Consider the following 25321-nt stretch of genomic DNA (forward strand, 5'->3'; position numbering starts at 1 on the left):
GAAATGAAAATGATATTTTTATGTATGGGATATTTTAGTCCTGAAAAAATGGATGCACGCCCGAGGGCAGAGATTGAAGCAGTTATGAATGAATGCCAACCTGTTGTTGAGACTTTTTATAAGAGTGGAAAGGTGCTGCTCGATGCTGGTTTAGAATCAGAGGTCAAAAGCTTGCGTCGAGTAAACGATGAGATAGTCGTAACAGATGGTCCGTTTACAGAGACGAAGGAGCTCGTTGGCAGCGTATTCATATTTGAAGCAGAAAACATGGATGAGGCGATTCAGTTAGCTTCCCTTCATCCCACAACCCAAATAAGCAGAGCGGAAGAGTTTGGATGGCGTATTGAGGTTCGTCCTGTTCATTTTTTTAAGAATGATCAATGAATTATTTAGTAGGTTTAGAGATCAACTAGGCTTAATAATACAAAAGAACTTGGAACGACGAAGACCGAACTTTTACGAAGGAGATGCTTTTTTATGATGATTGGAGTAAGTAGTGTTCAGGACGTTCTCGAAAATTACAAATCTTCGGTTTATGAAAAAGATGTTGATCAATTTCTATCGACTTGTGCTGCGGATGTACATATCTTTGATTGCTGGGGAAACTGGGAGTGTAAAGGTATTTCTTCATGGAGAGAGAATGTGGTAATGTGGTTTAATAGCTTGAGTGAAGATAGGAATATATTAAAAGTAATTTTTGATGATGTAACCATTGAGGAAAATACGAATGTTGCATTTGTGCATTGTGCTGTTTCATTCGTTGCACATAGTGAAGAATCTGGTGAGAAACTTCGTCAAATGACAAATCGTTTTACATTTGGCCTAAAGAAAGTAAATGAGTCTTGGGTCATTACACACGAACATTCATCTTTGCCAATAGATATGCATACGGGAAAAGGTGTGTTCGACCTGAAATAAGATAACAATTCTTTTATCTAATCCCAATATTGGATGCATAATAGGAAAATCCATCAAGAAAAAGGTACTCGTACTTTTAGCGTTTCAGCTATGAATCTCTTACAATGGAAAGACGAAACCACCAACTAGGTGTCCTTCTTTCTGGTGATATCGTACGAATCGTAGCAGAACGGGATTGGGTCAGTTCATGTATAGTTATCCTAAATTTATCCCATCACAGTGATGAGATAGGTAGATGCACTAAACGGAGTGTTGTTCCGTACATAATAAAATTGGATGAAAAAAAGCCCTAATCAAAAGCGCTTTTTCATTTTATTTTTTAAAGTCTTTCGGTATCCTTTTTAATTCGATATTCTACATTGAAAGGTTAAAAGTAAACGATCTATTTATTGTGTCATTCGCCGTATGCCAATAGGCTTCTGGAATTTTTAAGGTACTGACACCAAGTTCCTACATAAAACATCTCCTAAAACTCGGACACGTGTAGTCTAATGTGAATGAATGTAATATTTGACTATCTTTTCCAAGCGATGTAATATATAAATTGCATATGTAAACTATATCTTACATTAGGTGGGGGACTAAATGAAAAATAACGTAAAAATAACTAGAATTAAAGCCTCCATTACTCAAGAACAGTTGGCGAGGAAAGTTGGTGTGACAAGACAAACGATCGGTCTTATTGAAAAGGGCGAATATAACCCCAGTCTTCAGTTGTGTGTAGCAATAGCTAAGGAACTTAATCGAACGTTGGATGAATTATTTTGGGAGGTCGATTGAAATGAAATCTTGGATATCTTTTTTGTTACCGGATGATGAATATAAAAATATTAAGATGTTATATTTTTTCTCAGAGGGTGCAATCCTTCTTTTCCTGTCCCTAGTTGTCATGCTTATCGGAAACAAGTCTTTTCAATTTGGTACAGAAACGATCTTATTGGTAGCTATAGGAATCTTCCTTTTGTATGTGTCAGGCAGATATATCATATCTGGTATTGAATATACAGACATTTCAACCGAGAGAGCTTACAGAAAAGAGTTAAAAGCGACAATTATTAAGGTGATTGGATTTGTTGTTATCTTTTTAACAGTCTATCTATTACTTATGGGTGCACCAACAAGTTTAAACCAATGGTTTGAAATAGGGGGGCTACTGATAAGTGTAAGCATAGTGAAGTTTTTATCCACTTATGTTTCCTTAAAGCGATCCTATCAAAAAAATAAGGAACTTTTGTAAATTTCATCATGTACTCACATTAGGAGTGAATCTAAATACATAAATGAGATTGTTTTTTTCTATTGTTGTATAACAAGTGTTTAAATGTAATAAATAAAAAGCACGCTCCTGGCGTGCTTTTTGAATATCGAAAATTAGAATGTTTTAGTTTATAAGAGGAATTTAACTATTTCTGAATATTATGAATTTTAACATAAATATATAATGTGAATTACATCATTCTACCGTGTTTATTATGCAAGAAGGTTGATAGAATCAGAATGTAAATCGATAAAGTTCGTGAATTAATTAACATCAAAAATTTGAGATGAGAGGATTGATGATCTTGAAAAGTGTAGGCATGCTCAAAATATGGATGAGTGTAGGACTATTAAGTTTGTGTCTTATTAGTTTAAGCGTCTTTGGAGACCGATTAAAACCGGCTGAAGCAAAAGAAAAAGTAGAGCAAACAAAAAGTTCAAGTCTTAAGACTGAAAAAAAGTTCATGCAGCTTGAGAAAAAGTTCGATGCTCGACTCGGCATATATGCCATCGACACCCATACAAACCGAACAGTGACCTATAGACCTGATGAACGGTTCGCTTACACATCTACCTTTAAGGCTCTGGCCTCAGGGCTAATTCTACAGCAAAACTCGATTGACGAACTTAATAAGGTTATCACCTACACAAAAGATGACTTAGTTACTTATTCACCAATCACCGAGCAACATGTTGATACCGGAATGACCCTTAGAGAGATCTGTGATGCGGCTATACGATACAGCGATAATACAGCTGGAAACCTTCTATTGAAGGAACTAGGCGGACCCAATGGCTTCGAAAAAGCACTGAGGGAGATGGGTGATAATGTTACCGAGGCTGATCGTTACGAGACGGATTTGAACAGTGCCATCCCAGGAGATATCCGTGATACAAGTACAGCGAGAGCACTGGCCATTAACCTGAAGGCTTTCACAGTAGATGACGTTCTACCGAATGATAAACGTACAATCTTAACAGATTGGCTGGAGGGAAATACTACGGGAGACGAACTGATCCGTGCGGCTGTACCTAAGGGGTGGGAGGTAGGCGATAAAACCGGAGCAGGAGACTATGGGACGCGAAACGATATCGCTATCGTTTGGCCGCCGAATAGAGATCCCATTATCATTGCCATCCTATCCAGCCGTGATACTCAGAATGCCACCTATGAGAATGAACTTATAGCAAAAGCTGCAAAGGTTGCACTCAATGCTATCAAGTAATTTTCTTTAAAAAATTCGACGTTAATCGTACAACTTAGATCTGAAAAATACAACTTTGATGTATACTTAGTTAAGCAACCTCCACTATTATAGGGTGGGGGTTTTTTGGTTGGAAGTATATTGATTCTTAAACAAACGAGCAACGCTTCACTCAAACCTGGTTACTTTCACAGTATCCAAAGAGCATAGAGCCAATGACTTAGATTTATCTTATGATAGGTAAATTGTATGAATTATCTGATTATTAATTGTATTCCTTATTTTAGTGTATTAGTATAGGGCTTGTACAACAAATTAAGGGAGTGACAGAATCCACATGTTCAAACGAAGAATGGTATACACACTCGGCGCATTGGTCCTATCTGCAAGCCTTACAGCACCTACTTTTGCCTCGGCAAACACTTCTCCCGGAACACCTGATCAACAAACGTTCTCTGTAGAAGGATTCATCAATCATGCAGAACTTACCCACAAGCTGCAGCAAATCTCAACAAGCTCTCAAGGAAAAGTAAAGGTTGAAACAGTCGGACACTCTAACCGTAACCGCGAAATCTACAAAGCGACAGTTGGTACAGGTAAAAAAGTGGTAATGATTCAAAGTGAAATCCATGGGAATGAGAAAACAGGTACCAATGCCATTATAAATATCCTTCAGTTCTTAGGATCTAATTCTCCTGATGCAGAGAAAATCCGCAGTGAGATTACCCTCGTTGCCCTTCCGATGATAAACCCAGATGCATCTGAATTGGATCGCCGCGGAAACGACATGAACTGGAACGAAGTTGTGAGCAAATTCCCGCAATTAACAACCGCAAAACCATCGTGGAACTATTATACATACAAAAATGAAACATACGATTATGCGTCTAAACCAGGATTTGATGTGAACCGTGACTTTAACCCAGATCTTAGCTATGTACCCAAAGCATCTGATTTCCCTGGTAAATCCTCTACTGCAGGATGGTACATCACGCCAGAATCACAAACGGTACGTGATGTGTATAAACAACTTGTAAAGGAATTTGGAAAGGTCGAAGCGTTCATTGACCTCCATCACCAAGCACCTTACTACGAGGTGGATGGTACGGATGATCTTGTAACGTTCTCCATCTCCGCGCAGTTCGTACCTAATCCAAAAACGACTGATGGTGCAGCCTATGCGCAATATGCTGATAAATATGACTATGATTACTCCAGACAGCTGAACGTTGCAGTGTATAATGCGATGCAGCAGCAAGGTAATTCCCCATTCGGAAACATCTCATTGTATCCACAGAATCAGAACTTGCCTGGGACAGCACTTGGATCCTTCGCACTGAACGGCAGTGGAACGGTGCTCTTTGAAGTTCGAGGTCAAACACAATCGTTTGGTCAAAAGAAAAAAGGCCAGCTTGTTAAAGCCGTCGAACGCGGACTATACGGAGTCATTGATGGCGTTACTGATGGTTCTGTTTATACCATCGATCCTGAAAAATATGAATCTATTCCATTAACAAAAGGAAGACAGTAAGAAATAAGGGGAACTTCCTTGAAGAAGTTCCCTTTATTCATTGAGCTGTATCGTCAATCCACGACGTTTAAAGTATATATTCCACAAATGGGTGCGTTGATCCAAGAAGGATTAACGCGCTTTTTAACGAAGCTATTGAATAAATGTAGAAGAGTTGCTGAACAAAATATTAAACATTAATGGAGCTATTGTGGCTACTCTACCTGCTGTTCATTTATTAATCTAGCTTGATCAAGGAGAGAGAATCCTATGAATCCATTGTTATTAGATATTCCTTTGCAAATGAATACGGAAAGGTTAATTCTTCGAGCACCTCTTCAATCTGGGGATGAAGAAATTGTGTTTAAAGCCATCAAAGATTCGTTTAATGAGTTAAAAGCGTGGCTATCACTTTTTCAAGAAATTCCTACTCTTGAAGAAACACATATTTTATTAAAAAATGCTCACATCAATTTTTTAAAAAGAGAAAGTTTCCGTTTCCTTATCTTTAAAAAAGATGGAAGCAAGGACTTTATTGGAACAGCGAGCCTTCACGGGATTGACTGGAACATTCCAAAATGTGAAATAGGATACTGGGTGAATACAAAGTTTAGCGGTAATGGATATATGATGGAAGCCGTAAAGGAGTTAGTCGACTTTGGATTAAATCACCTTGCATTGAAGCGAATGGAAATAAGATGTGAATCAAAAAACCTAAAAAGTCGCTTTATACCTGAAAAACTTGGATTTACATTTGAGGGTACTTTAAGGAATGATGATCTATCCGCAGACGGCAGCAAGCTGACTGATACTTGTATATATTCTAGAATAAGTTAACATTGCTTAGCAAGCAGGTGCATTTCTTCATAAAGGAGATCTGCACTTTTTTATTTCCTTTTGTGATGAGCTATACTAGGAATTGGATATATTGAAAATCAGCTAAATAGAAGTGGAGTTTTTTTATGCCTAAAATCGACAACATGCTAGCCGTTTTATGGATGCTTCGGTCAGGTGAAAAAGTTACTGCCAAACAAATCTCAGAGAAGTTAGAGCTAAATATAAGAACGGTGTATCGATACATTGATACCCTTTCAACAAGTGGTGTACCTATCATATCAGATGCTGGACATAACGGTGGATACTCTCTATTGAACCATTTTATAGAGGCTCCTCTTTTCTTTGATATTGAAGAGCAAACGTCACTGTTTCACGCAGCTGTTTTTGCAAGTGAAGCAGGCTATTATGGAGGTGAAACACTAAATAGGGCGTTATCCAAACTAGGTAGATACTCAAATCCAGAGCAGGAAACAAAAAGAAACCAACATTTATCAAGTCTAGAAGTAATCAGTCATTTAAGTTCGTTCTCTGCAGAATCTACTTTAAAGGAGATGGAGACGGCCGTAGCTGATGAGTACTCCGTAAAGATTACCTACCAAAATAGTAAAGAGAACCAATCAAGTTATAGATTGATCGATCCGTACAGAATCATCTATTGGAATAGGAAATGGTATGTGATTGGCTTTTGTCACCTTAGGAAGCAAGTCCGTAGTTTTAGAATAGATCGAATCGAAAGGATAATTCAAACCGAAGACACGTTTATTCGGCCAGATGATTTTTCAGCTTCTGACTTTTTTATGAAAAACCTACTGCCAACTCTTGAAGATAAAGATAAGAGCACCACTTTAGTTATTAATGGGAGTACAACAGCTTTGGGAGATATCTGCCAACATTGGTTTCTAGGACATTATTTACAGAGTCAATCATCAAATCAAGCAACATTTCTTCTGGAAAAAGATATCTTACATACATATGTTCCTCACATACTTTTACCATACGGTACATCTATTCAAGTGATTGAGCCTATAAGTCTTAAGAAAAGGATTATTGAGGTTCTGTCAGATCTAATAAACTTTCATCAAATATGATAACTTCCCTGACGTTAACTGTCAGGGAAGTTATTTTATAATTGTCTATATTACATGTGATGAGGAGTGTTATTGGGATGGAAACAAGAAGAGTGTATCTATATGTATTTAATACAATGTCAGACTGGGAGTATGGTTATTTGATTGCTGAGCTACATACAGGGAGGTACTTTAAAAAAGATATAGCACCTTTAAAAGTAGTAACTGTGGGAGCTGATAAAGCAATGGTTACTACAATGGGTGGACTAAGTATTCAGCCAGATATATCAATAGAGGAGTTCAGCTTAACGAGTACGGATCTTTTAATTTTACCTGGAGGAAATACATGGGGAGAAGTTGTTCATCAACCCATCTTGAAAAAAACAGGCGACGCTATACAGCAGGGTACGATTGTTGCGGCGATTTGTGGTGCAACAATAGCACTTGCGAATATGGGGTACCTCGATACGAGAAAACATACGAGTAATAACTTAGACTACTTGAAAATGGTCTGTTCAAATTATGAAGGAGAACAATTATATGAGGTGGGACCTGCGGTAACTGATGAGAATTTGGTTACGGCATCAGGCTTTGCTCCTCTCGAATTTGCGAGAGAAGTGATTAAAAGATTAGATGTATTTGCACCGGATACCTTACATTCATGGTATAAGCTCAATAAGACTCAAGAGCCTGAATACTTCTTTCAGTTAATGAGCTCTTTGGAATAGATGAGTTTGAACATCCTGTCTCTATTGCGACTCATGATGAAGAATTGTTACAAAGAATCGTTGAACGAGATTATCTTAACCACTCAACAGTCGAAGTTGAAATGCTAGATGGAGTTAGACCTGATCTGATTAAAAGAGTTAAAAACGAAGGACACAGAGCAAGAGTTTATATAACTTATGGTACAGAGTGGTATCTATATTTAGCACACCGTATCGCAGAGTATCCACCAAATATTTATACAGCAATTACTGACGTTATCGAATTTCCAGGAAACAATCATTCATCTTATTAGAAAAAAACACAGTATTACGAGATAATCATACAAAAAGTTAGATCATAAAAATTCAGATCGCGCTAGAGGAATGATCTTGGTATTAGACTGAGATCATTCCTTTTATTTTGCCTTAAACGGTTTGAGATAATGGGATTTATCCCCACATTCGATAAAAGTAAAGAATAGAACAACAAGTTTGCGTTTTACTTCCTTATAGAGATGGAATTCACAATGAATCATCATTCGATAGTAGGTCTTATTGGAGCCCAAGGAATAGAAGCCATTCAAAGCACTACTGGACCTAAAAGATGTATACGACCGGAACTCAAACCTCTATCTTTAATTGAGGATGAAGAAGATTTTAAACCTTAGAGAATAAATAAGTGTTAAAACTTGAGTGATTGATTCAAGTTTTATTTATTGTTTTATCCTATTAAAAAACTGAAAATTTAAAAATAAATGTGTTGACTAAATAATGGAAGGTGAACTATTCTATAAGTAATCGATTACGTAATCGATTACGTCAGTTTTTTTGAGGAGTAATAGGAATGGCAGTGAACATGAAAGAAGTTGCTTTAAAAGCGAATGTTTCCACAGCCACCGTGTCCCACGTGATCAATGAAACGCGGTATGTTGCTGAAGAGACGAAACAAAAAGTATTTCAAGCTATGAAGGAACTCAATTACCGTCCGAACCCAGTCGCGAGAAACTTAAGAAGTCGTAAATCGAACATCATCGGACTTATCATTCCGGTTCAATCCGACGATACATCCAACTTTTTCTTCATGTCCATTGCTCATGGAATTGGAAGCGTACTAAAGAGGTACGGGTACCAACTGATCGTGAGTAACACGAATGAAGAACTGAACATGGAGAGAGAACAGATCACGATGTTCAACGATCAGTTTATTGACGGTCTTATCATGGCACCTACTTCTCAGAGTCATGAGTTTCTACATCAAGAGTTGAACGGAGATTATCCTGTCGTCTTTATCGATCGTAAACCAGAAGGCTACGATAAGGGAGACTTTATTTTAAGTGATGGGAAAAAGGGCACATATGAAGCCATCAAACTCTTGTTATCAAAAGGTCATAAAAAAATCGCATTCATTACAGGACCACTCGGGATCTCAACGAGTGATGAGCGGTTAGAAGGGTATAAGCAGGCTCTATTAGAAGAGGGAATGAAGTTAGACGACACATTGATCAAAGAGGCTGTCCCTACACTTGAGAACGGATACAACCTGACAAAAGAGTTATTATCTTCATCAGAGATTTCTGCTGTACTTACTGCCAATAACGTGATGACGATGGGAGTAGTAAAGTGTCTTCAAGACCACAAAAAAGTGATCCCGAACGATGTAGCGGTTATCGGATTTGACGATTACGAGTGGGCAAAAATCACCACACCCTCGCTCACAATGATCAAACAACCCTCATTTGAACTAGGAGTCAAAGCCGCAGAGGCCATACTCAGAAGGATTGAAAACCCGGAAGCTGATTTTATTGAGATGAGGCTACAAACTGAAATCATACAACGGGATAGCTGTTGATATTTTAAAAGCGCATTTGTAAGCGCTTCATTATTACGTAATCGATTACGTGGAGGTGATGAAATGGAATTGTTATTAAACAAAGAAAAACAAGTCGTTGTTGTTCCAAGAAAGACAACAAGACGGAAAAAAATCATGCGCAATTGGGAGTTGTATCTGTTTGTTCTTCCGTGCTTGTTATGGTTCATCGTGTTTAAGTATGTTCCGATGTATGGTATCCAGCTGGCATTCAAACAGTACATACCTACAGAAGGAATTTGGGGAAGCCCTTGGATTGGCTTCCAGCATTTTACGAGGTTCTTCGAATCTTATCAGTTCTGGACGCTCATTAAGAATACGCTCAGCTTAAGTCTTTGGGCTTTCATCTTTACGTTTCCGGTTCCGATCATCGTCGCTCTTTTGTTAAATCAACTGACGAGTGAACGCTACAAGAAGTTTGTTCAAACGGTCATCTATGCACCGCACTTTATCTCAACTGTTGTTTTAGTCGGAATTCTGTTCGTGTTCTTATCTCCCACAAGTGGAATCGTGAACCATCTGATCGTCTTGTTCGGTGGAGAACCTATATTATTCATGGCGAGACCAGAATGGTTCAAACCACTTTATGTGATATCCGGACTTTGGCAAGAGACAGGATGGGCGACCATTATCTATCTAGCAGCTCTAGCGGGTGTTTCACCAGCACTCCATGAAGCCGCAATTATGGATGGGGCGAATAAGTGGCAGCGAATTTGGCATGTTGATATCCCAGGCATACGACCGACAATTGTGATCCTGTTAATTCTTGCGATTGGAAACATCATGAACATTGGATTTGAAAAAGCATATTTGATGCAGACAGATTTGAATAAATCTGCCTCAGCCATCATTCCAACTTATGTGTATGAGATTGGTCTTCAACGTGCTCAATATAGTTTTGCAGCCGCCATCGGACTTTTTAACTCTGTTATCAATTTAATTATGCTCTTACTGGTAAACAGAATCGTGAGAAAGCTTGGGGGTAACAGCTTATGGTAAGGAGAGGAGATCATTGAGAGCATTCAGAAGAACCAAAGGGGATATGACGTTTGACGTGGTGAACTACGGGTTGATGACTTTATATGCCTTGATGGTATTATATCCGCTGTACTTTATTTCGATCAGTTCCATCAGTGATCCGAACGCTGTTTTTGCAGGGGAAGTTTGGCTTTGGCCGAAGGATATTACGCTTGAAGGATATGAACGGATCTTCAGCGATACGTTGATCTGGGTCGGGTATGGTAACACGATACTATATGCAGCGGTCGGGACAGCGATATCAATCATGTTAACGCTAACCGCAGCTTATCCACTATCAAGACCTGATTTTTACGGAAGGAATCTCATCATGCTCGTGTTCGTTTTTACGATGTTCTTTAGCGGAGGGCTCATTCCAACCTATCTGCTAGTTAAAGACCTTGGGATGGTCGATACCATCTGGGCAATGGTGATTCCAAACGCCGTTGGTGTGTGGAATATTATCATCGCAAAGACATTCTTTGAAACTTCCATTCCAGGGGAGCTTAGGGAAGCAGCGTTTATAGATGGATGTTCCAACACACGATTTTTCTTTAAGATTGTCTTACCTCTATCCAAACCGATCATCGCTGTCATGGTGCTGTTTCATGTAGTTGGACATTGGAATGGATTCTTTGATGCCCTGATCTATTTAAATGATGAATCGAAGTATCCGCTACAACTAATCTTAAGAAATATTTTAGTAGAGAACCAAGTATCAAACTCTGCGGCGATGATGATGGATGTAGAATCATATGCAGCCAAGCAGCGAGTAGCTGAACTCATCAAGTATGGCATGATCATCGTTTCAACATTCCCATTATTGATTCTCTATCCTTTCTTGCAACGTTATTTTGTGAAAGGTGTCATGATTGGATCTATAAAAGGTTAAATCATTCTTTAGGAGGTGATCAGGACTTAAACGGGTTCATTAGTGCCAGCAAAAACATTAGGGGGGATAACATGAAGAAGGTATTTTCAGTAGGAACAACGGTTTTCTTAAGTGCTAGTCTTGTATTAGCAGGCTGTAACTCAAAAGAAGAATCCGAGCCAAAGGATAAAGCGACTTTTGAGAAAACAGGCCTGCCAATCGTGAAAGAAAAAGTTTCACTTAATATTGTAGCACCAAAAGCACCACTCGCACCAGATTATTCTGAGATGGAAATCTTTAAAAGGCTGGAAAAATCGACGAACGTAGCAATCAAGTGGAAGAACATACCTGATACCGATTATCAGGAAAAGAAGAATCTATTATTAGCGAGTGGTGATCTACCAGATGCTTTTTACGGCGCTCAATTTACCGACTATGACCTTGTGACTTACGGACAGAACGGTACACTCATTCCGCTTGAAGACCTAATTGATGAATATGCACCAAACTTAAAAGAAGTCTTTAAGAAACGACCTGAGATAGAAAGAGGGATTACAGCTCCTGATGGTCACATCTATTCACTACCTACTGCAGAAGAGATGGGAATCGGCGATACACCGTTCTTTCCGTCAATCAATAAAAAATGGTTAGATAACTTAGGACTTCAAATGCCTACAACACTTGATGAATATACAGAAGTACTTCGTGCGTTTAAAACACAAGATCCAAACGGAAACGGAAAAAAAGATGAGATTCCATTGAGTTTTATGCATCTCTGGTGGTGTGCGGATATTGGTGATTTCTTCGCTGCTTTTGGTCAACCGGATAACCTCGATCATCGTATCGTACGAGATGGAAAAGTGATCTTTACAGCAGACAAACAAGAATACAAAGAAGCTCTTCAATACTTCCATCAATGGTATAAAGAAGGATTGATCGATCCTGAATCTTTTACCCAAGATGCTGCTCAGTATTTAGCAAAAGGTAAAACAAAGGATGAAACACTCGGATCTTACATCTGGTGGGAAACCGAAGAAGTAGTGGGACCTGAGCGAGCAGGTGATTACGTTCTAATGCCTCCTCTAGAAGGACCAACGGGAGAGAAGTTAGTCGGTCGATCGAATGGTTCAGAGTTTGCTAGAAACGCGTTTGTTATTACGAATGCTAACAAGAACCCTGAGATTACGATGCGCTGGATTGATGAGCAGTATGAACCAAAGATGGCTGCACAGATTCATTGGGGTCCGATCGGAATCGTCTATGAAGAAGACGAGAACGGAAAACTTGTGAACAAAGAACTGCCTGAGGGTGTAGCGATGGGAGAATATCGTCAAAAAGTAGCACCAAATGGCGCAGGTGTTATTTTAAAAGAAGATTTTGGTACGATTGTTGAGATGGAACCACGTGCTAAGCAACGAATTAAGGATCTAGATAACATCTATCGTCCTTTCATGGAAAAAGAAAAGTATCCAACAATCTTCTTCAAACCTGAAGAGTTAGATAAGGTCAACACGATAGAAACGGATGTCAAAGAACTTGTGAATCAGACTCGTGCGAAGTTTATCGTTGAAGGGTTTAGTGATAAAGATTGGAAAGCCTACGTTAAAGCTTTAGAAGAAATGGGAGTCGAAGATATGATGAAAATCTATCAAGACGGACTAGATCGATTTAATAAATAAAAAATCTAGGAAGGCCGGAACACATATTTGTTTTCCGGCTTTTTAAAATCGTGGTGATGAACATGAAAGAGATAGATGTAGTGGCAATTGGAGAGCTCTTGATCGACTTTACTCCAGCTGGGCCTTCACTCAACAATAGACCAACCTTTGAACAAAACCCAGGTGGGGCGCCTGCAAACGTTGTGGCGGCACTGGGAAAATGGGGAAGAGCTACTTCCATGATTGCAAGGGTTGGGGAAGATTTCTTTGGAGAGGACTTAATCTCTACACTAAAAGAGCATCATGTCGATTGCAGCTTAATCACAAAAGACACAAAAATCCCTACCACTCTAGCATTTGTAAATCTAGATGATAATGGCAACCGGTCGTTTCGTTTCTATCGTAAACCTGGGGCAGACCTTATGTTGCATAAAGACAATATAGAGAAAACGGGTATTCAGCGTTGTAAGATATTTCACTTCGGTTCTGTGTCTTTAACCGGTGAACCATCTCGAGAAGCGACATGGCATGCGGTAGAACGGGCGATAGAAAACTCGAAAATCATATCGTTCGATCCTAACGTTCGTGAACTACTATGGGAAGATCATGATGAGATGAAGGAACAGATTATAAGAGGACTCTCGGTAGCCGACCTCGTGAAGGTGTCAGAAGAGGAACTTCATTTTCTTACAGGGGAGGATATGCTAGAAAAAGCAATGACATTACTTTCAGAAACGTATTCAATTTCCTTACTTATCGTTACGTTAGGTGCTGAGGGTTCTTCCTATATATGTAACGGGAAAGTGGGGTTCATTCCAGGATACAAAGTAATAGCTCTTGATTCGACAGGAGCTGGTGATGTTTTTTGGGGAAGTGTCCTACACCAACTTTTGGGACGCGCAAAACTTCTTGAGTTACAAGAAACTGACATTGTACAAATACTTCAAACAGCGAATGCTGTAGGGGCTTTAACTACTTTAAAAAAAGGAGCGATCCCCTCGATTCCGACTATAGATGAGATCGATCTTTTTTTACGCCAACACCGAACACACATGGAGGATAAAACATGAGTATGAAGATGAGTCCGACGAACTTTTTTAACGAAAAGTATCGTCCGCAATATCACTTTACACCGATGAAGAATTGGATGAATGATCCGAACGGAATGGTGTATTTTCAAGGTGAATATCACTTGTTCTATCAATATCACCCAGAGAGTACCGTTTGGGGTCCGATGCACTGGGGTCACGCGGTAAGTTCCGATATGATTCACTGGGAACATCTCCCCATCGCTCTTTTTCCTGATGAGATCGGATTTATCTTTTCAGGTAGCGTTGTCGTAGATCCTTGCGATTCGACAGGATTCTTTAATGGGGGAGAGGGATTGGTTGCCATATTCACGCATGCTGGCGAACATCCTGTTACTCGAAAACCACGACAGGTCCAAAGCCTAGCTTATAGTAAAGACAAAGGAAGAACGTGGACGAAATATGAAGGAAATCCCGTTCTTGAAGAGCCAGCCATCGCTGATTTTCGAGACCCTAAAGTCATTTGGTACGAGGAAGAAAGGAAATGGATCATGGTGCTAGCTGCTGGGAACCACGTTCGCTTCTATTCATCAAATGATATGAAATCATGGGACTTTGAGAGCGCGTTCGGAAAAACGGAAGGTTCGCATCAAGGCGTGTGGGAATGCCCAGATTTGTTTTCCTTACCCATTGATGGTGTTCACAGATGGGTACTGATCGTCAGTATCGGAGATGATCCAGCATACCATGAGGGCTCACGAACCCAATATTTTGTAGGTGATTTTAATGGTAAGACATTCATGAACGATAACGATCCGGATGTGGTGCTATGGTTAGATTTCGGAAGAGACAACTATGCGGGTGTGACATGGAGTGACGTACCGAAAGAAGATGGTCGTCGTTTGTTTATCGGTTGGATGAGCAATTGGAAGTACGCAAACCATGTACCAACAAGTACATGGAGAAGTGCGATGACTTTACCAAGGTCTTTATCATTAACATCGACAAGTGAGGGAACCCGACTTGTCCAGAAACCAGTGCATGAAGTATCTGTTCTTAGGGAGCCGGTAACTTCTATCAAGCGAACGATAACGCTTGTACCGGATGAGAACCTTTTAAAAGATATCAAGAGTAAAACCTTTGAACTTAAAGCTTCGTTTACGATCAAAGAAGCAGCTGTCTTTGGACTTAAAGTGCATCAATCAAATGAAGAAGAAACGATCATTGGTTTTAATTCTCAACGTTCTGTTTTATACGTAGACAGAAGAAAATCTGGAGACTTGGGATTTCATGACGCTTTTTCATGTGTTCAAGAAATGGCTGTTTTGGAGAAAGAGCATGTATCTCTACACATCTTCGTGGATAAGTCTTCTGTGGAAGTGTTTGTGAACGAAGGAAAACAAGTGTTAACTTCTTTGATCTTTCCGAAAGAGGAAAGTGATGGAATAGAACTCTTTTTAGATCAGGGTGTCGTAGACCTTCATTCACTGGATGTATTCAACTATCATTCCATATGGACGAAAGGAGAAAGTTGAAATGTCTCAGTTAATCGCTCATTGGGCATTTGATGAAGGTATGGGAAAGGCGACGAAAGAACAGATTAACGAACAATGGCATGATATCAACTATGTGTTCAACGATGCCACGGATAAACCACCCAGTGATCCTCTTTGGAGACAAGGCATCAAAGGGAACTGTCTACTCTTTGATGGTTATTCGACATCGGTTACTTGTGAAGGTCTTGCTCAAAATACGTTATCAGAGATGACGATCGAAGCATGGATCGCTCCTCGTTCGTTTGAATATGGCGCAGACAACAAGCTTTCAGCAATCATCAATCAACACGATAGAGAAGAGAAGACAGGGTTTCTCTTAGGTCTGTACCGACATGGTTCGTGGTCGTTTCAAGTAGGTACGGGGGAGGAGTGGCTTGAGGTCTGGGACGAAGGCCATCCTCTTCCCCTACATAAATGGTCACACATTGCAGCCGTTTATAGTGCACAACATCACTGTATGAGTTTGTATTTAAACGGACAACAGATTGCAACAAGAAGCGTAAAAGGGTCTAATGTGATCGTAAGTCAAAAACAATTAGTGATCGGAATGCATAACGAGCCATTTATGATCGAGGATGTCTTCTCTTTAAATATGTACAACGGGTTGTTAGATGAGATAAAGATCTATGATACCGCTTTATCCTCTATCAAACTCTTAAACCATTATGCTAGAGTCAAGGTAATAAAAAACGAGATTCCAGAGATTCCTTACGGTGATCTTGCGCTTCAAAGAGAAGTGTATGAAGGAGACCGTCACAGGCCGAGGTATCATCTGATCCCACCCGGACACTGGATGAACGAACCACATGCACCAATATACTTTCAAGGTAAGTACCATATATTCTATCAACATAATCCAAAAGGCCCTTACTGGCACTATATTCATTGGGGGCATCTTGTGAGTGATGATCTCGTTCATTGGAGGGACTTACCGATTGCCCTTACTCCAGAAGCGGGAGAAGTTGATCCAGACGGTGTCTGGTCGGGAAGTGCATGTTTAGATGAGCAAGGTATTCCAGCCCTCTTCTTTACAGCTGGAAACGATGCAGTATTTCCTAACCAGATGACGGGGCTCGCGAGAAGTACGTATAGAGAGGATGGCGACATACTTCTTACAAAGTGGAAAAAGGTTAAAAAGCCTGTAACCGTTCAAACAGAAGGTCTCGGCATGAAGATGGGTGATTTTCGAGATCCATTTGTATGGAAAGAAGATGAATTATGGTACCAGCTTGTTGGAACCTCTCATGAAGACGGAGGTGGAACAGCTGCCCTATACACATCCTCTAATCTACTAGACTGGGAGTATCAGAATCTTTTTTATAAAGCTGACCATGACAAATTTCCGTTTCTCGGCCCCATCTGGGAACTACCTGTGTTCTTACCGATCGGTGAGGATGTGGATGGCAACAGAAAATATGTTTTTTTGATCTCTCCTGTTGGAGAGGGAGCGGATGTGGAAGTGTTCTATTGGATCGGAAGCTGGGATAAGAAGCATCATCGCTTTGTTCCTGATCAAGAAGATCCTCAACTAATCGATGTGGGTGACTTCCACTTTACAGGACCGAGTGGCTTTATTGATCCTAAAGGAAGAGCTATCGTGTTTACGATCACGCAAGGGCAACGTACACTTCAAGAAGAGTACAATGCCGGATGGGCACATAACGGTGGGCTTCCCGTAGAGTTGTTCTTAAGACATGATGGTGGTCTTGGAGTAAGACCGATCGATGAGTTATCATCCCTTCGTTCCGAACTACTCTTAGATTTAGAACATGTAAATTTGACTGAAGCTAACAGAGGGCTTGCAAAGATTCAGTCGGATTCACTGGAGATAGAGTTAGTGTTAAAATTAGAAGAGATCGAGGAAGCTGGCATAGCCGTTAAAATGTCACCTGACAGAGAAGAAGAGACCTATTTGTACTACAATACATCTAGAAGCATCTTGGGAGTGAACCGGGAGAAGACGACCTTAAACCCTTTGGCAAGAACCAAAGGGATACAAGAAGGAAAGCTTGAGATCCAAGAGGATCTTCTGAGTCTGCACCTCTTCTTAGATAAATCCATGATCGAGGTTTATGTGAACGAACGAAAAAGTTTAACCACCCGCTCATATCCAACTAAAGAAGATGCACTCGGATTAGAAGTTCGAGTCTTGGGAAGAACAAGCGTAGTGTCTCTTAAGGTATGGTCCATGAACGGAGCATATGAATAGATAGAATTCTCTATAAAGGGAGTCAAGATGAAAAGATTATTAATATCCATAACCTCTATGTTACAACTTATAGGAAATCTAGTGATTCTAAACGGACTTTGGTTGCTCTTCACCACTTTAGGGTTGATCGCTTTTGGTTTGTTTCCTTCGACCGCGGCTCTGTTTGCGGTAATTAGAAAGACTCTCCGCTCTAGGTCAGAATCAGGGTTGTTAAAAGATTATTGGTTCTTTTATAAAAAAGATTTTATACGGTCGAACATTTTTGGATGTATTTTTATATTCTTTGCTTATTTCTTTTATATCGATTGGAAACTCGTGCAGTCACTAAATTCTCCTTATTCTTTAATAGGATACGTGCTCTTGCTAGGTTTGCTACTGGTCAGTAGTATGGTGATTATTTATCTCTTCAGCCTATTGGCTCATTACGAGATACCTCTCGCTCGTGGAATAAAAACGTCTGTACTGTTAGGGATCTTATACCCTTTCTCTACGCTCATGATGCTTTTTGCGGGAGGGGTTTTGTATTACGTGTTTTCAACGCTACCGATCCTTATCCCATTTTTTGGAGTAAGCGTATATGCTTATGTCCTCAGTAAGAGTGCAATATCCGTTTTTAATCGAAATGAAAATAAGTTAGAGGCAGCCTAAGAAGGCTGCCTCTTGTTGTTTGGTGTTGTAAGGATAAAATCAAATGTAGTCTATAGATTAATACGTGGAAATCGATCAGTCTTATAGTTTAAAAGGCCACATAAATAAATGATACACTATAAATACCAAGGTTTGGTAAAATTGTTAGAGAAGCACAAAAGGAATCTTGAAATCAACTGGAGAGTATTAACATGATAAAAGCATTATATGAAGCACATCTACCGATGAGTGATGTAAGTCGATCGAGTTCTACAGAGGTCTTGGCATTCAACTAGATCATATTTTTGAGATAAGAATGCGTTTTTGTGGATCGTTCAAGAGGAGAGTTGGTTAGGATTATAGCAGACGGATAAGGTAATTCTTGACTACGATCCTTCTATCTGACATATCGCATTTCACGTGTCGCTTGAAAGCTTTAAGAGTTCGCTGACGTGGTTGACTGACAGAGGGTACACGCCGAGGGCGGCATATGGATTTGAACCGACAGAAGATTACTCTTTAGAATTTATCTGTAAACTAGAAAACCCCAAGAAAATATCTAACCACATATATCTTAGTGAGTGGGAAGTACTGAATCCATCCAACGCTAATGTGTAGGATAATTTAAATAAAAGGAGTTAGGAGCAATGAAAGCCATACGTGACGTCCTTAGTGATTATTTTCAAGCGTGGAACGAAGGGTTCATAAGTAAAGAAGGAGATCACATCAGACGTTTCATGTCTAAAGATTTTGTAGGATACTGGGCTCATTCAGGAGTTACTGAACCGGATCCTTACTTCTATGACTATGATCTTAACTTAGTATTAAAACAAATGGACCATGCTGAAAAGACGTTTGACGTTTGTACTTTATCCGAGCGGAACGAAGGAAGAGAAGTAATCGTTGTCGGTAAAGAGACGAACACTATGAACGGGAAACCATTTACCGCTCAGTGTATGTTTGTTTGGAGGAATGAAGAGGACAAGTGGAAATTGTTAAGAGAGTACATCGAGCTAGAGAGGTAGTATCTCTTAGATCCATCTAACTATTGGTACAGTCGCGTAAATCAACGATCCTTTGTTTTGTTTAAAGCCATATATTGCCCGTACAGACATAAAAAACATACGGTGTAGATAAAGAAGAAGCCTAACATTATATACAGAATAACGGGAAGAGAAATGATGGAAAGTACAAAAAATCCCGTCTCTAAGAAGCGTAACCAGAAAGCGTTCTGCTTGATCTCTGTTACTACAAAGGTAAGAGAAGGAAAAAACGGGAAGATGCTTAGTACTACCCATTTGTATCTCGTTGTTCGCTTGAAAATGAGAAACCCTAAAATTAAGATTGAAATAAGAAAAAGTACTGTATACATAAGCCTTACTCCTAAAATATAGTATATACCCTATATAATACCAATATCGTTTGATTTCTGTCTGTATTGAACTGGTATGTAAATGCAGTTGAATCAGATTTTTTTTGCTCTATAATATCAGTCTTTATCATGAATTAACACGGTTAAGGATGTGTAAAGTTGAACCCAATCGTCGATTTACAGAATGTAACTAAATCTTACAGAGACAAATTAGTCTTGGATGCTGTCTCTCTCTCTATTCCAACCAACCAAGTTACAGCTATCGTTGGAAAAAATGGTTCGGGAAAAAGCACCTTACTGAAACTGATTGGAGGCCTAATTAAAGCAGATCGTGGTGAAATCCTGTATAGAAACGGGGAACCTGTTCGTTTTGGTTATGTGCCTGAGGTAACTCCTACGTATATTCCTTTTACACCAATTGAGTATCTTACTCATATGGGGACAATCCGGGGATTACAAAACAAATGGCTTCAACAGCGTATTCATACGTTGTTGGAGATATTTCATATGAAAGATAATGGGAACAATCGAATCGTTCATTTTTCAAAAGGGATGAAACAAAAGGTTACGATTATGCAGGCGATGCTGGAAGAAACAGATTTGTTAATTATGGACGAACCGCTTTCTGGCCTTGACTTAGAAGCACAAACGGAAATGGAAGAACTACTAATCTCTTTAAAAGAAAGAAACATTAGTGTTGTTTTAACCTGTCATGAGACCAAACTACTACAAAGAGTAGTAGATCAAATTATTGTAATCGACCAATGCAACATCATCCAAACGGAAAATCACCAAGCCCAAGAAAAGTCTATGAACAGATTGATCTTTGAACTGACAAAGACTGTTTCAATCGATTCTATAAAACAACAAAATGTAATCATTAAGCAAGAGAAAGAGATGGGTTTTCATAAGAAAATGATAGAATTGAATGTTAGTGAAGAACATACAAACAAAATTGTTAGTGAGTTTTTGGACCGAGGTGCCTCCATTAAGCTATTAGAACCTCTACATAAGAAAGAAACAGAATTTCTCAATCAGTTCTAAGGAGGAGGAGAACAGAACCATGAAAGGGTTAGTTCACTATCACTTTACCACATATTTTAGGACATATAAGTACGTTCCCCCGTTTTCTGTGTTTATCATGATGCTGGTGATCAATTATACATACGTACCGAACCCTATCTTAGACAGTTATTCGTACACGTCGATTATGCTCTTTTTTATAATGGGGTGGTTCACCATTACAATTTTCCATGCAGAAGACGAAGGACAAAAACAAATTACCATTATGCATGCGAAAAATAAGAAAGTGTATTATATCTCCCTTATATTAAATTGCACCTTAACGGCTCTCGTTCTGTGTATTGTGGCTGTAGCGTATCCAGTTGTTTTTAATGCGTTTACACCTGGATTACATTCAATCCATCTTGTAATGGGGTTCTTAGCGCATTTTAGTCTTGCCGTACTATCCATTGCCTTGTCATCCTTTTTCACGAGAGGGCTTGTGAAGAACAATGTCAATTCGTGGTGGGGTGTAATTAGTATTCTTATTGGTTCCTTGGTTATATCAGTGGAGAAAGTAGAGGTTCTAAAAATAAAACTTATAAACTGGGTTTTACCACCTCTTCGTTACAGCATGGAAATCATGAGTGTAGACGATCAAAGTATTTCCTTCCCCGTTAAGGTATACGGACAGTTTGCCTGGATATTCATCTACAGTTTAATCGTAATTACAATTTTTATAGCTGTTATGGAAAAAAGAAAGGCGCTTTAAATCGATAACTTTTTTGTGGAAATAAATAGTCATTTATAGATGTGCAGAACGGCATTTGATAGACTTTAAAAATTAACTGAACAAACTTTGGAATAAAACTAGGGGTATAAAAAAACATACTGTTAATTAGCAGTACATTTTTTTATATCTTATATTCAACAAAAGGCCAGATCACAGAAATTTTAAATGGAAATGAGAAAGCATGGCTAAGGTGAATTTAGATGATTGGGAAGGTCAGGAGAATGGATAGATGGGTTCAGATATTGACGAGGTGTACCATAAAATGCGACCTGCCTATATTCTGGGTAAGTGGATAAGTAATGAATAAAAATGGGTGCATCAACGAGAGCGGGATAGTTTGTGTAGAATGGACGGTCACCATAGACAATTCCACTAAGTGCAAGAGTCATTTGTTTTTTGAAAGTCTTAAAACGAATTTCTGCAACTTTTTGACTGAACTCCCCACCATCTACATACGCTTTTCCGACTAAATTAAAACGTCCATGTAAATCTTTTTTCCATTCTGCTAATACTTCGTCACGCATTACGGGGTTAATTGATTTATAGTTGTACACATATCCTATAGCCAAAAATAATTCTGCTGTAATATCTGAATGCGTGAGAGTATATTTCCTTCCTTCAACAGGTTGAATGAAAGTAGTAGGTGGAATAAGTTTTATGGATAATTTCTGTGGATTAAAAGCGGACATATAATCCCCCTTTTTAAGATGAATCTGCTTGAGTCGGTATAAAACAAATATTTATATGTATTACATTATGTGTGTGTGTATAACTAAATGACTGATGGTGCCCGTTAAGTATGTAAAAATCTTGTGTCTTATTGTAGGAACGGGGCTTGAGTTGAATAAGATCATCAACAAACGGGTGCGTTGATCCAAGAAGGATTAACGCCTTTATTATCGAACTTATTGAACAAACGAGCAGGATTGTTGAATAAGAAACTTAAACAATTTGAAAACGAAAAAAGACCCAATTTATCATTTGGTCTTTATTGCTTATTTCAGTTGTCGATTTTCAAATCGGTGAGATGAACATTTACTATTATTTGTGTAAAAAATGTCTAGTTATAAAAACTGAAATACAAAGCACATAACTTTAGAGGGAGAGAAATTAATGATAATAAATAAAGCGTTTGAAATAATCGAGGATCACTCAGATGATGCAGATTTTATTGGAGAAATTAAAGAACAAATAATTGATTCTGCTGAAGCAGCATTAAATGTAAAATTCCCGATGAGTTATAGACTTTTTTTGAAGAAGTATGGTCTTGGAGATATTTTTGGAGAAGAAATTTACGGTTTGGGAATTGAAGAAAATGGAGTTCCAAGTATGACATGGATTACAAAACACTTTAGACGAGAGGAAGGCTTACCAAATCATTTAATTTGCTTTTACTTCACAGGGTATGATGGGGTGTATTTATGTTTAGATTGTTCCAAAGTACAGAATCAATATGATGATAATGCTGAGGTTGTTTCTTTTGTTAGTGGATTACCGATTAAAGAACAAAATTTTGAAGTTGAAGCAGGAAGCTTTGGAGAATTTTTATTAAATACATTGCAAGAGTCAATGGAGAAATCATAATTAATAGCTGGATCATTATTCAGCAATCGGGTGCATTTCTTCAAGAAGGAGAAATGCTCTTTTTTATTGAAATAAAGTAGCAATTGTTGAAGAAGATTCGAATAAACAACTAAAAAATTTCAATTAAAAGTACATAAGAAAGAGGTAAATATATGGCAACTCCTATTACTATTTTTAAAAATGATAAGGTTTTGTTTGAAGCAACAAATATTCAAGAAGCAGCTAGATTCCTAGCAGAGCAAATGAACACAACAATATCTAAGTGCTATGACCCCATTGAACGTGGCTATGTATATAACATTCCATACACTAAAGAGGAAGACGAATATCGATTTGTTGCACCTATTGCAATGGCATCCAAGCGTCGTGTAGAACTTGAAGAAAGAGATCATCACAATGCTCGTCGTATTTGGTTGGTGCCTGCTAATCCAAGCGAATATGACCTAGAAGGTGCATTTAGTCAATATGAAATATTGGATTGGAAACGCTCTTTTAATTATGAAAATGGAGATTTATTATTTTTGTATGTATCGGGTAATGTTCGTAAAGTACGTTATAAAGTTGAAGTAATAGAGGGTACAGTTCGACGTAGCGATGTTTACTACAATAAAATGTTTTGGTTAGATAAAGAGAAATTTGAGGATTCTAAAAAATGGAATTGGACTCGAATTCGCTTTATAGATGAGGCAGATACTACTGGGTTATCTCTTGAGAAATTACGTAATCATGGTTTAAAGGGCAATATTCAAGGTTCAATGAAACTTACAGGTGAACTACGGGATTATATCATGTCCTTCTTTGAAAAAGATTTAACTAAAGGTTATTATCCGGAAGAAGATGCTGAAACGTTAGAAGAAGGACAATGTAAAACTATAACAGTCAATGGATATGAACGTAACCCTATTGCCCGCAAGAAATGTATGGAGCATTATGGAGTTCAATGTCAGGTATGTGATTTAAACTTTGAAACGACATATGGTGATGTAGGAAAAGATTTCATTCATGTCCATCACATTAAGCCACTTCACGAAATACAGCAGGGCTACATTGTTGATCCCGTAAAAGATCTAATCCCTATTTGTCCAAACTGCCATGCGATGCTTCACCGTAAAGAAAATGGAGAGTATTTAACAATTGAACAATTAAAAGAACGTATTTTAAATACTAGCCTTTGTTAAAAGTATTCAAAGAAGAATAATTCATTTTCTTGTTCAACAAACGGGTGCGATTCTGCAGCAAAAGTTGTGCTTTTTATTAGTAACATTGGAGGTGTATTAATGAAAATGAGATTAGTTAATAAAGAAGAATATAGTTTAATTGAAGACTTTGTATATGAGATATTCAAAAATACCAATTTTACGGACGGAGTAGTTGAAAAAGCTTTAGTAAGAGAGATCCGAGAAAAACACTATTACATTCCCCAGCTTGATTTAGTTGTTGAGGAAGAAGGTGTGATTATAGGACACTTCATCCTTTCAAAACTTCCAATTAGTAATAAGTATGAAAATGAGATATTGATGTTATCACCAGTTTCAGTAGCAATTAATCATCAACGTCAGGGTGTTGGTAAGTATATGTTGGAGGAAGGGATTAAATTGGCTGCTAAAATGGGATTTAAGGGAATAATTGTTGAAGGAGATTATCGTTACTATCAACGCTTTGGATTTAAAACATCAACTGAATTCGGAATATATGCCTCCAAGAAAAATCTTCCGCCTTCTGAGGAGAATTTGATGGCTATGGAGTTGTGTGAATATGGTATGGCAAATATCTCAGGTGAAGTGGATTATTCGATTTATGATGCCTTAAGACATTGACAGGCTACGGATCTTACTCTTTGATTTTAGTATCCTTTGAACTAAAGGATGTTTTCTTTCAATAATGATCTTCCACAATCGGGTGCGTTAATCCAAGAAGGATTAACGCCTTTATTATGGAACTTATTGAACAAACGAGCAGGATTGATGAAGAAGGATAAATAATTTCTAATTGGTGGACATACACCTCTTAAGTGTGGGTGATGTTTATGAGGGAATAAATAAATTCACTCTAAGATTAGGAAGTATGTATTACTTTTCAAAAATACATCATATTTTTAATTAGAAACGAAAGTGCTTTGAAGGGAGTTATACCGTTATGCAGAGGATAAAATTTATGGTTAAACAATTCCTAAAAGAGCCTTTGTGGTTTAAAATACTAATTTCTGTAACATTACTTATTTCAATTATTTTTAGCA

General features: G+C 38.4%; 26 protein-coding genes and 1 pseudogene. 25 read left to right on the forward strand and 2 right to left on the reverse strand.

Going from position 1 to position 25321, the window contains the following annotated elements; genetic code table 11:
- Positions 1–9 precede the first annotated feature (9 nt).
- The 20 genes and pseudogenes from ACFS5O_RS12860 to ACFS5O_RS12955 all read left to right on the forward strand — a co-directional run bounded on the left by ACFS5O_RS12860 (position 10) and on the right by ACFS5O_RS12955 (position 19359).
- A complete protein-coding gene (locus ACFS5O_RS12860; RefSeq protein WP_205726529.1) occupies positions 10–384 on the forward strand; it encodes a YciI family protein in 375 nt (124 codons plus the stop codon).
- Positions 385–477: 93 nt separating this feature from the next.
- Complete coding sequence (locus ACFS5O_RS12865) at positions 478–918, forward strand: YybH family protein (protein ID WP_205726528.1); 441 nt, start codon at positions 478–480, stop codon at positions 916–918.
- A gap of 585 nt (positions 919–1503) precedes the next feature.
- Positions 1504–1698 (forward strand): helix-turn-helix transcriptional regulator, encoded by a 195-nt coding sequence (locus ACFS5O_RS12870; protein WP_205726527.1) that lies wholly within the window; start codon positions 1504–1506, stop codon positions 1696–1698.
- Between the two features lies 1 nt (position 1699).
- Complete coding sequence (locus ACFS5O_RS12875; protein ID WP_205726526.1) at positions 1700–2155, forward strand: DUF3278 domain-containing protein; 456 nt, start codon at positions 1700–1702, stop codon at positions 2153–2155.
- 340 nt (positions 2156–2495) lie between these two features.
- Positions 2496–3401 (forward strand): class A beta-lactamase, encoded by a 906-nt coding sequence (bla, locus tag ACFS5O_RS12880; RefSeq protein ID WP_379839650.1) that lies wholly within the window; start codon positions 2496–2498, stop codon positions 3399–3401.
- A gap of 316 nt (positions 3402–3717) precedes the next feature.
- The gene (locus tag ACFS5O_RS12885; RefSeq protein ID WP_205726524.1) at positions 3718–4911 is read left to right on the forward strand and encodes a M14 family zinc carboxypeptidase; all 1194 of its coding nucleotides are present in this window, start codon (positions 3718–3720) and stop codon (positions 4909–4911) included.
- Between the two features lie 18 nt (positions 4912–4929).
- A complete protein-coding gene (locus tag ACFS5O_RS12890) occupies positions 4930–5091 on the forward strand; it encodes a hypothetical protein (RefSeq protein WP_205726523.1) in 162 nt (53 codons plus the stop codon).
- A gap of 69 nt (positions 5092–5160) precedes the next feature.
- Positions 5161–5727, forward strand: coding sequence for a GNAT family N-acetyltransferase (locus ACFS5O_RS12895; protein ID WP_205726522.1), 567 nt, complete (start codon positions 5161–5163; stop codon positions 5725–5727).
- Between the two features lie 125 nt (positions 5728–5852).
- The gene (locus ACFS5O_RS12900) at positions 5853–6815 is read left to right on the forward strand and encodes a helix-turn-helix transcriptional regulator (protein WP_205726521.1); all 963 of its coding nucleotides are present in this window, start codon (positions 5853–5855) and stop codon (positions 6813–6815) included.
- 77 nt (positions 6816–6892) lie between these two features.
- Positions 6893–7522, forward strand: coding sequence for a type 1 glutamine amidotransferase family protein (locus ACFS5O_RS12905; protein ID WP_205726520.1), 630 nt, complete (start codon positions 6893–6895; stop codon positions 7520–7522).
- A 2-nt stretch (positions 7523–7524) separates the two neighbouring features.
- Positions 7525–7815 (forward strand): annotated as a pseudogene (locus ACFS5O_RS12910) (proline dehydrogenase family protein); the annotation flags it as partial.
- 530 nt (positions 7816–8345) lie between these two features.
- Positions 8346–9350 carry a LacI family DNA-binding transcriptional regulator gene (locus tag ACFS5O_RS12915; protein ID WP_205726519.1) on the forward strand — a complete coding sequence of 335 codons (1005 nt, stop codon included), beginning with the start codon at positions 8346–8348 and terminating at the stop codon, positions 9348–9350.
- Positions 9351–9413: 63 nt separating this feature from the next.
- The gene (locus tag ACFS5O_RS12920; protein ID WP_205726518.1) at positions 9414–10367 is read left to right on the forward strand and encodes an ABC transporter permease; all 954 of its coding nucleotides are present in this window, start codon (positions 9414–9416) and stop codon (positions 10365–10367) included.
- 43 nt (positions 10368–10410) lie between these two features.
- Positions 10411–11277, forward strand: a complete 867-nt coding sequence (locus tag ACFS5O_RS12925) for a carbohydrate ABC transporter permease (protein ID WP_066400078.1) — start codon at positions 10411–10413, stop codon at positions 11275–11277.
- A gap of 71 nt (positions 11278–11348) precedes the next feature.
- The gene (locus tag ACFS5O_RS12930) at positions 11349–12935 is read left to right on the forward strand and encodes an ABC transporter substrate-binding protein (RefSeq protein WP_205726517.1); all 1587 of its coding nucleotides are present in this window, start codon (positions 11349–11351) and stop codon (positions 12933–12935) included.
- 62 nt (positions 12936–12997) lie between these two features.
- Positions 12998–13984 carry a carbohydrate kinase family protein gene (locus ACFS5O_RS12935; protein ID WP_205726516.1) on the forward strand — a complete coding sequence of 329 codons (987 nt, stop codon included), beginning with the start codon at positions 12998–13000 and terminating at the stop codon, positions 13982–13984.
- Positions 13981–15477, forward strand: coding sequence for a glycoside hydrolase family 32 protein (locus tag ACFS5O_RS12940; protein WP_318300226.1), 1497 nt, complete (start codon positions 13981–13983; stop codon positions 15475–15477). The genes ACFS5O_RS12935 and ACFS5O_RS12940 overlap by 4 nt, the downstream gene beginning before the upstream one ends.
- Position 15478: 1 nt before the next feature.
- Positions 15479–17707 (forward strand): GH32 C-terminal domain-containing protein, encoded by a 2229-nt coding sequence (locus ACFS5O_RS12945; protein WP_205726515.1) that lies wholly within the window; start codon positions 15479–15481, stop codon positions 17705–17707.
- Between the two features lie 27 nt (positions 17708–17734).
- Positions 17735–18355, forward strand: a complete 621-nt coding sequence (locus ACFS5O_RS12950; protein ID WP_205726514.1) for a YesL family protein — start codon at positions 17735–17737, stop codon at positions 18353–18355.
- A gap of 626 nt (positions 18356–18981) precedes the next feature.
- The gene (locus tag ACFS5O_RS12955; RefSeq protein WP_205726513.1) at positions 18982–19359 is read left to right on the forward strand and encodes a nuclear transport factor 2 family protein; all 378 of its coding nucleotides are present in this window, start codon (positions 18982–18984) and stop codon (positions 19357–19359) included.
- A gap of 41 nt (positions 19360–19400) precedes the next feature.
- Here the strand turns inward: ACFS5O_RS12955 and ACFS5O_RS12960 are convergent, their stop codons facing one another.
- Positions 19401–19706: a hypothetical protein gene (locus ACFS5O_RS12960; protein WP_205726512.1), complete on the reverse strand. Its 306-nt coding sequence runs from the start codon at positions 19704–19706 to the stop codon at positions 19401–19403.
- A 159-nt stretch (positions 19707–19865) separates the two neighbouring features.
- Here ACFS5O_RS12960 and ACFS5O_RS12965 point away from each other — a divergent pair, with 159 nt between their 5' ends.
- Both ACFS5O_RS12965 and ACFS5O_RS12970 read left to right on the forward strand, forming a co-directional pair.
- Positions 19866–20750: an ABC transporter ATP-binding protein gene (locus ACFS5O_RS12965; RefSeq protein ID WP_205726511.1), complete on the forward strand. Its 885-nt coding sequence runs from the start codon at positions 19866–19868 to the stop codon at positions 20748–20750.
- A gap of 19 nt (positions 20751–20769) precedes the next feature.
- Positions 20770–21480, forward strand: coding sequence for an ABC transporter permease (locus ACFS5O_RS12970; protein WP_205726510.1), 711 nt, complete (start codon positions 20770–20772; stop codon positions 21478–21480).
- A gap of 206 nt (positions 21481–21686) precedes the next feature.
- On the opposite strand, the gene ACFS5O_RS12975 is transcribed toward ACFS5O_RS12970, so the two are convergent.
- A complete protein-coding gene (locus ACFS5O_RS12975; RefSeq protein ID WP_205726509.1) occupies positions 21687–22190 on the reverse strand; it encodes a staygreen family protein in 504 nt (167 codons plus the stop codon).
- Positions 22191–22614: 424 nt separating this feature from the next.
- On the opposite strand from ACFS5O_RS12975, the gene ACFS5O_RS12980 reads away from it, so the two are divergent.
- The 3 genes from ACFS5O_RS12980 (at position 22615) to ACFS5O_RS12990 (ending at position 24902) form a co-directional block, all read left to right on the forward strand.
- Positions 22615–23085, forward strand: coding sequence for an SMI1/KNR4 family protein (locus ACFS5O_RS12980; protein ID WP_205726508.1), 471 nt, complete (start codon positions 22615–22617; stop codon positions 23083–23085).
- Positions 23086–23237: 152 nt separating this feature from the next.
- Entirely contained in the window at positions 23238–24263 is a 1026-nt protein-coding gene (locus ACFS5O_RS12985; protein ID WP_205726507.1) for an HNH endonuclease, read from the forward strand.
- Between the two features lie 99 nt (positions 24264–24362).
- Positions 24363–24902, forward strand: a complete 540-nt coding sequence (locus tag ACFS5O_RS12990) for a GNAT family N-acetyltransferase (protein ID WP_205726506.1) — start codon at positions 24363–24365, stop codon at positions 24900–24902.
- The last annotated feature ends 419 nt before the right edge of the window (positions 24903–25321 follow it).

Origin of the sequence: Fictibacillus nanhaiensis (genome assembly GCF_042686385.1) — a bacterium.
Classification (GTDB): domain Bacteria; phylum Bacillota; class Bacilli; order Bacillales; family Fictibacillaceae; genus Fictibacillus; species Fictibacillus nanhaiensis.

Excerpts from the sequence above, each read along its gene's own strand:
- ACFS5O_RS12975 (WP_205726509.1), bottom strand. The coding sequence starts at position 22,190 with ATGTCCGCTTTTAATCCACAGAAATTATCCATAAAACTTATTCCACCT.
- ACFS5O_RS12870 (WP_205726527.1), top strand. The coding sequence starts at position 1,504 with ATGAAAAATAACGTAAAAATAACTAGAATTAAAGCCTCCATTACTCAA.
- ACFS5O_RS12900 (WP_205726521.1), top strand. The coding sequence starts at position 5,853 with ATGCCTAAAATCGACAACATGCTAGCCGTTTTATGGATGCTTCGGTCA.
- ACFS5O_RS12945 (WP_205726515.1), top strand. The coding sequence starts at position 15,479 with ATGTCTCAGTTAATCGCTCATTGGGCATTTGATGAAGGTATGGGAAAG.
- bla (WP_379839650.1), top strand. The coding sequence starts at position 2,496 with ATGCTCAAAATATGGATGAGTGTAGGACTATTAAGTTTGTGTCTTATT.
- ACFS5O_RS12950 (WP_205726514.1), top strand. The coding sequence starts at position 17,735 with ATGAAAAGATTATTAATATCCATAACCTCTATGTTACAACTTATAGGA.
- ACFS5O_RS12925 (WP_066400078.1), top strand. The coding sequence starts at position 10,411 with ATGACGTTTGACGTGGTGAACTACGGGTTGATGACTTTATATGCCTTG.
- ACFS5O_RS12970 (WP_205726510.1), top strand. The coding sequence starts at position 20,770 with ATGAAAGGGTTAGTTCACTATCACTTTACCACATATTTTAGGACATAT.
- ACFS5O_RS12895 (WP_205726522.1), top strand. The coding sequence starts at position 5,161 with ATGAATCCATTGTTATTAGATATTCCTTTGCAAATGAATACGGAAAGG.
- ACFS5O_RS12935 (WP_205726516.1), top strand. The coding sequence starts at position 12,998 with ATGAAAGAGATAGATGTAGTGGCAATTGGAGAGCTCTTGATCGACTTT.
- ACFS5O_RS12920 (WP_205726518.1), top strand. The coding sequence starts at position 9,414 with ATGGAATTGTTATTAAACAAAGAAAAACAAGTCGTTGTTGTTCCAAGA.
- ACFS5O_RS12865 (WP_205726528.1), top strand. The coding sequence starts at position 478 with ATGATGATTGGAGTAAGTAGTGTTCAGGACGTTCTCGAAAATTACAAA.
- ACFS5O_RS12940 (WP_318300226.1), top strand. The coding sequence starts at position 13,981 with ATGAGTATGAAGATGAGTCCGACGAACTTTTTTAACGAAAAGTATCGT.
- ACFS5O_RS12885 (WP_205726524.1), top strand. The coding sequence starts at position 3,718 with ATGTTCAAACGAAGAATGGTATACACACTCGGCGCATTGGTCCTATCT.
- ACFS5O_RS12930 (WP_205726517.1), top strand. The coding sequence starts at position 11,349 with ATGAAGAAGGTATTTTCAGTAGGAACAACGGTTTTCTTAAGTGCTAGT.
- ACFS5O_RS12990 (WP_205726506.1), top strand. The coding sequence starts at position 24,363 with ATGAAAATGAGATTAGTTAATAAAGAAGAATATAGTTTAATTGAAGAC.
- ACFS5O_RS12960 (WP_205726512.1), bottom strand. The coding sequence starts at position 19,706 with ATGTATACAGTACTTTTTCTTATTTCAATCTTAATTTTAGGGTTTCTC.
- ACFS5O_RS12905 (WP_205726520.1), top strand. The coding sequence starts at position 6,893 with ATGGAAACAAGAAGAGTGTATCTATATGTATTTAATACAATGTCAGAC.
- ACFS5O_RS12860 (WP_205726529.1), top strand. The coding sequence starts at position 10 with ATGATATTTTTATGTATGGGATATTTTAGTCCTGAAAAAATGGATGCA.
- ACFS5O_RS12980 (WP_205726508.1), top strand. The coding sequence starts at position 22,615 with ATGATAATAAATAAAGCGTTTGAAATAATCGAGGATCACTCAGATGAT.
- ACFS5O_RS12955 (WP_205726513.1), top strand. The coding sequence starts at position 18,982 with ATGAAAGCCATACGTGACGTCCTTAGTGATTATTTTCAAGCGTGGAAC.
- ACFS5O_RS12875 (WP_205726526.1), top strand. The coding sequence starts at position 1,700 with ATGAAATCTTGGATATCTTTTTTGTTACCGGATGATGAATATAAAAAT.
- ACFS5O_RS12985 (WP_205726507.1), top strand. The coding sequence starts at position 23,238 with ATGGCAACTCCTATTACTATTTTTAAAAATGATAAGGTTTTGTTTGAA.
- ACFS5O_RS12915 (WP_205726519.1), top strand. The coding sequence starts at position 8,346 with ATGGCAGTGAACATGAAAGAAGTTGCTTTAAAAGCGAATGTTTCCACA.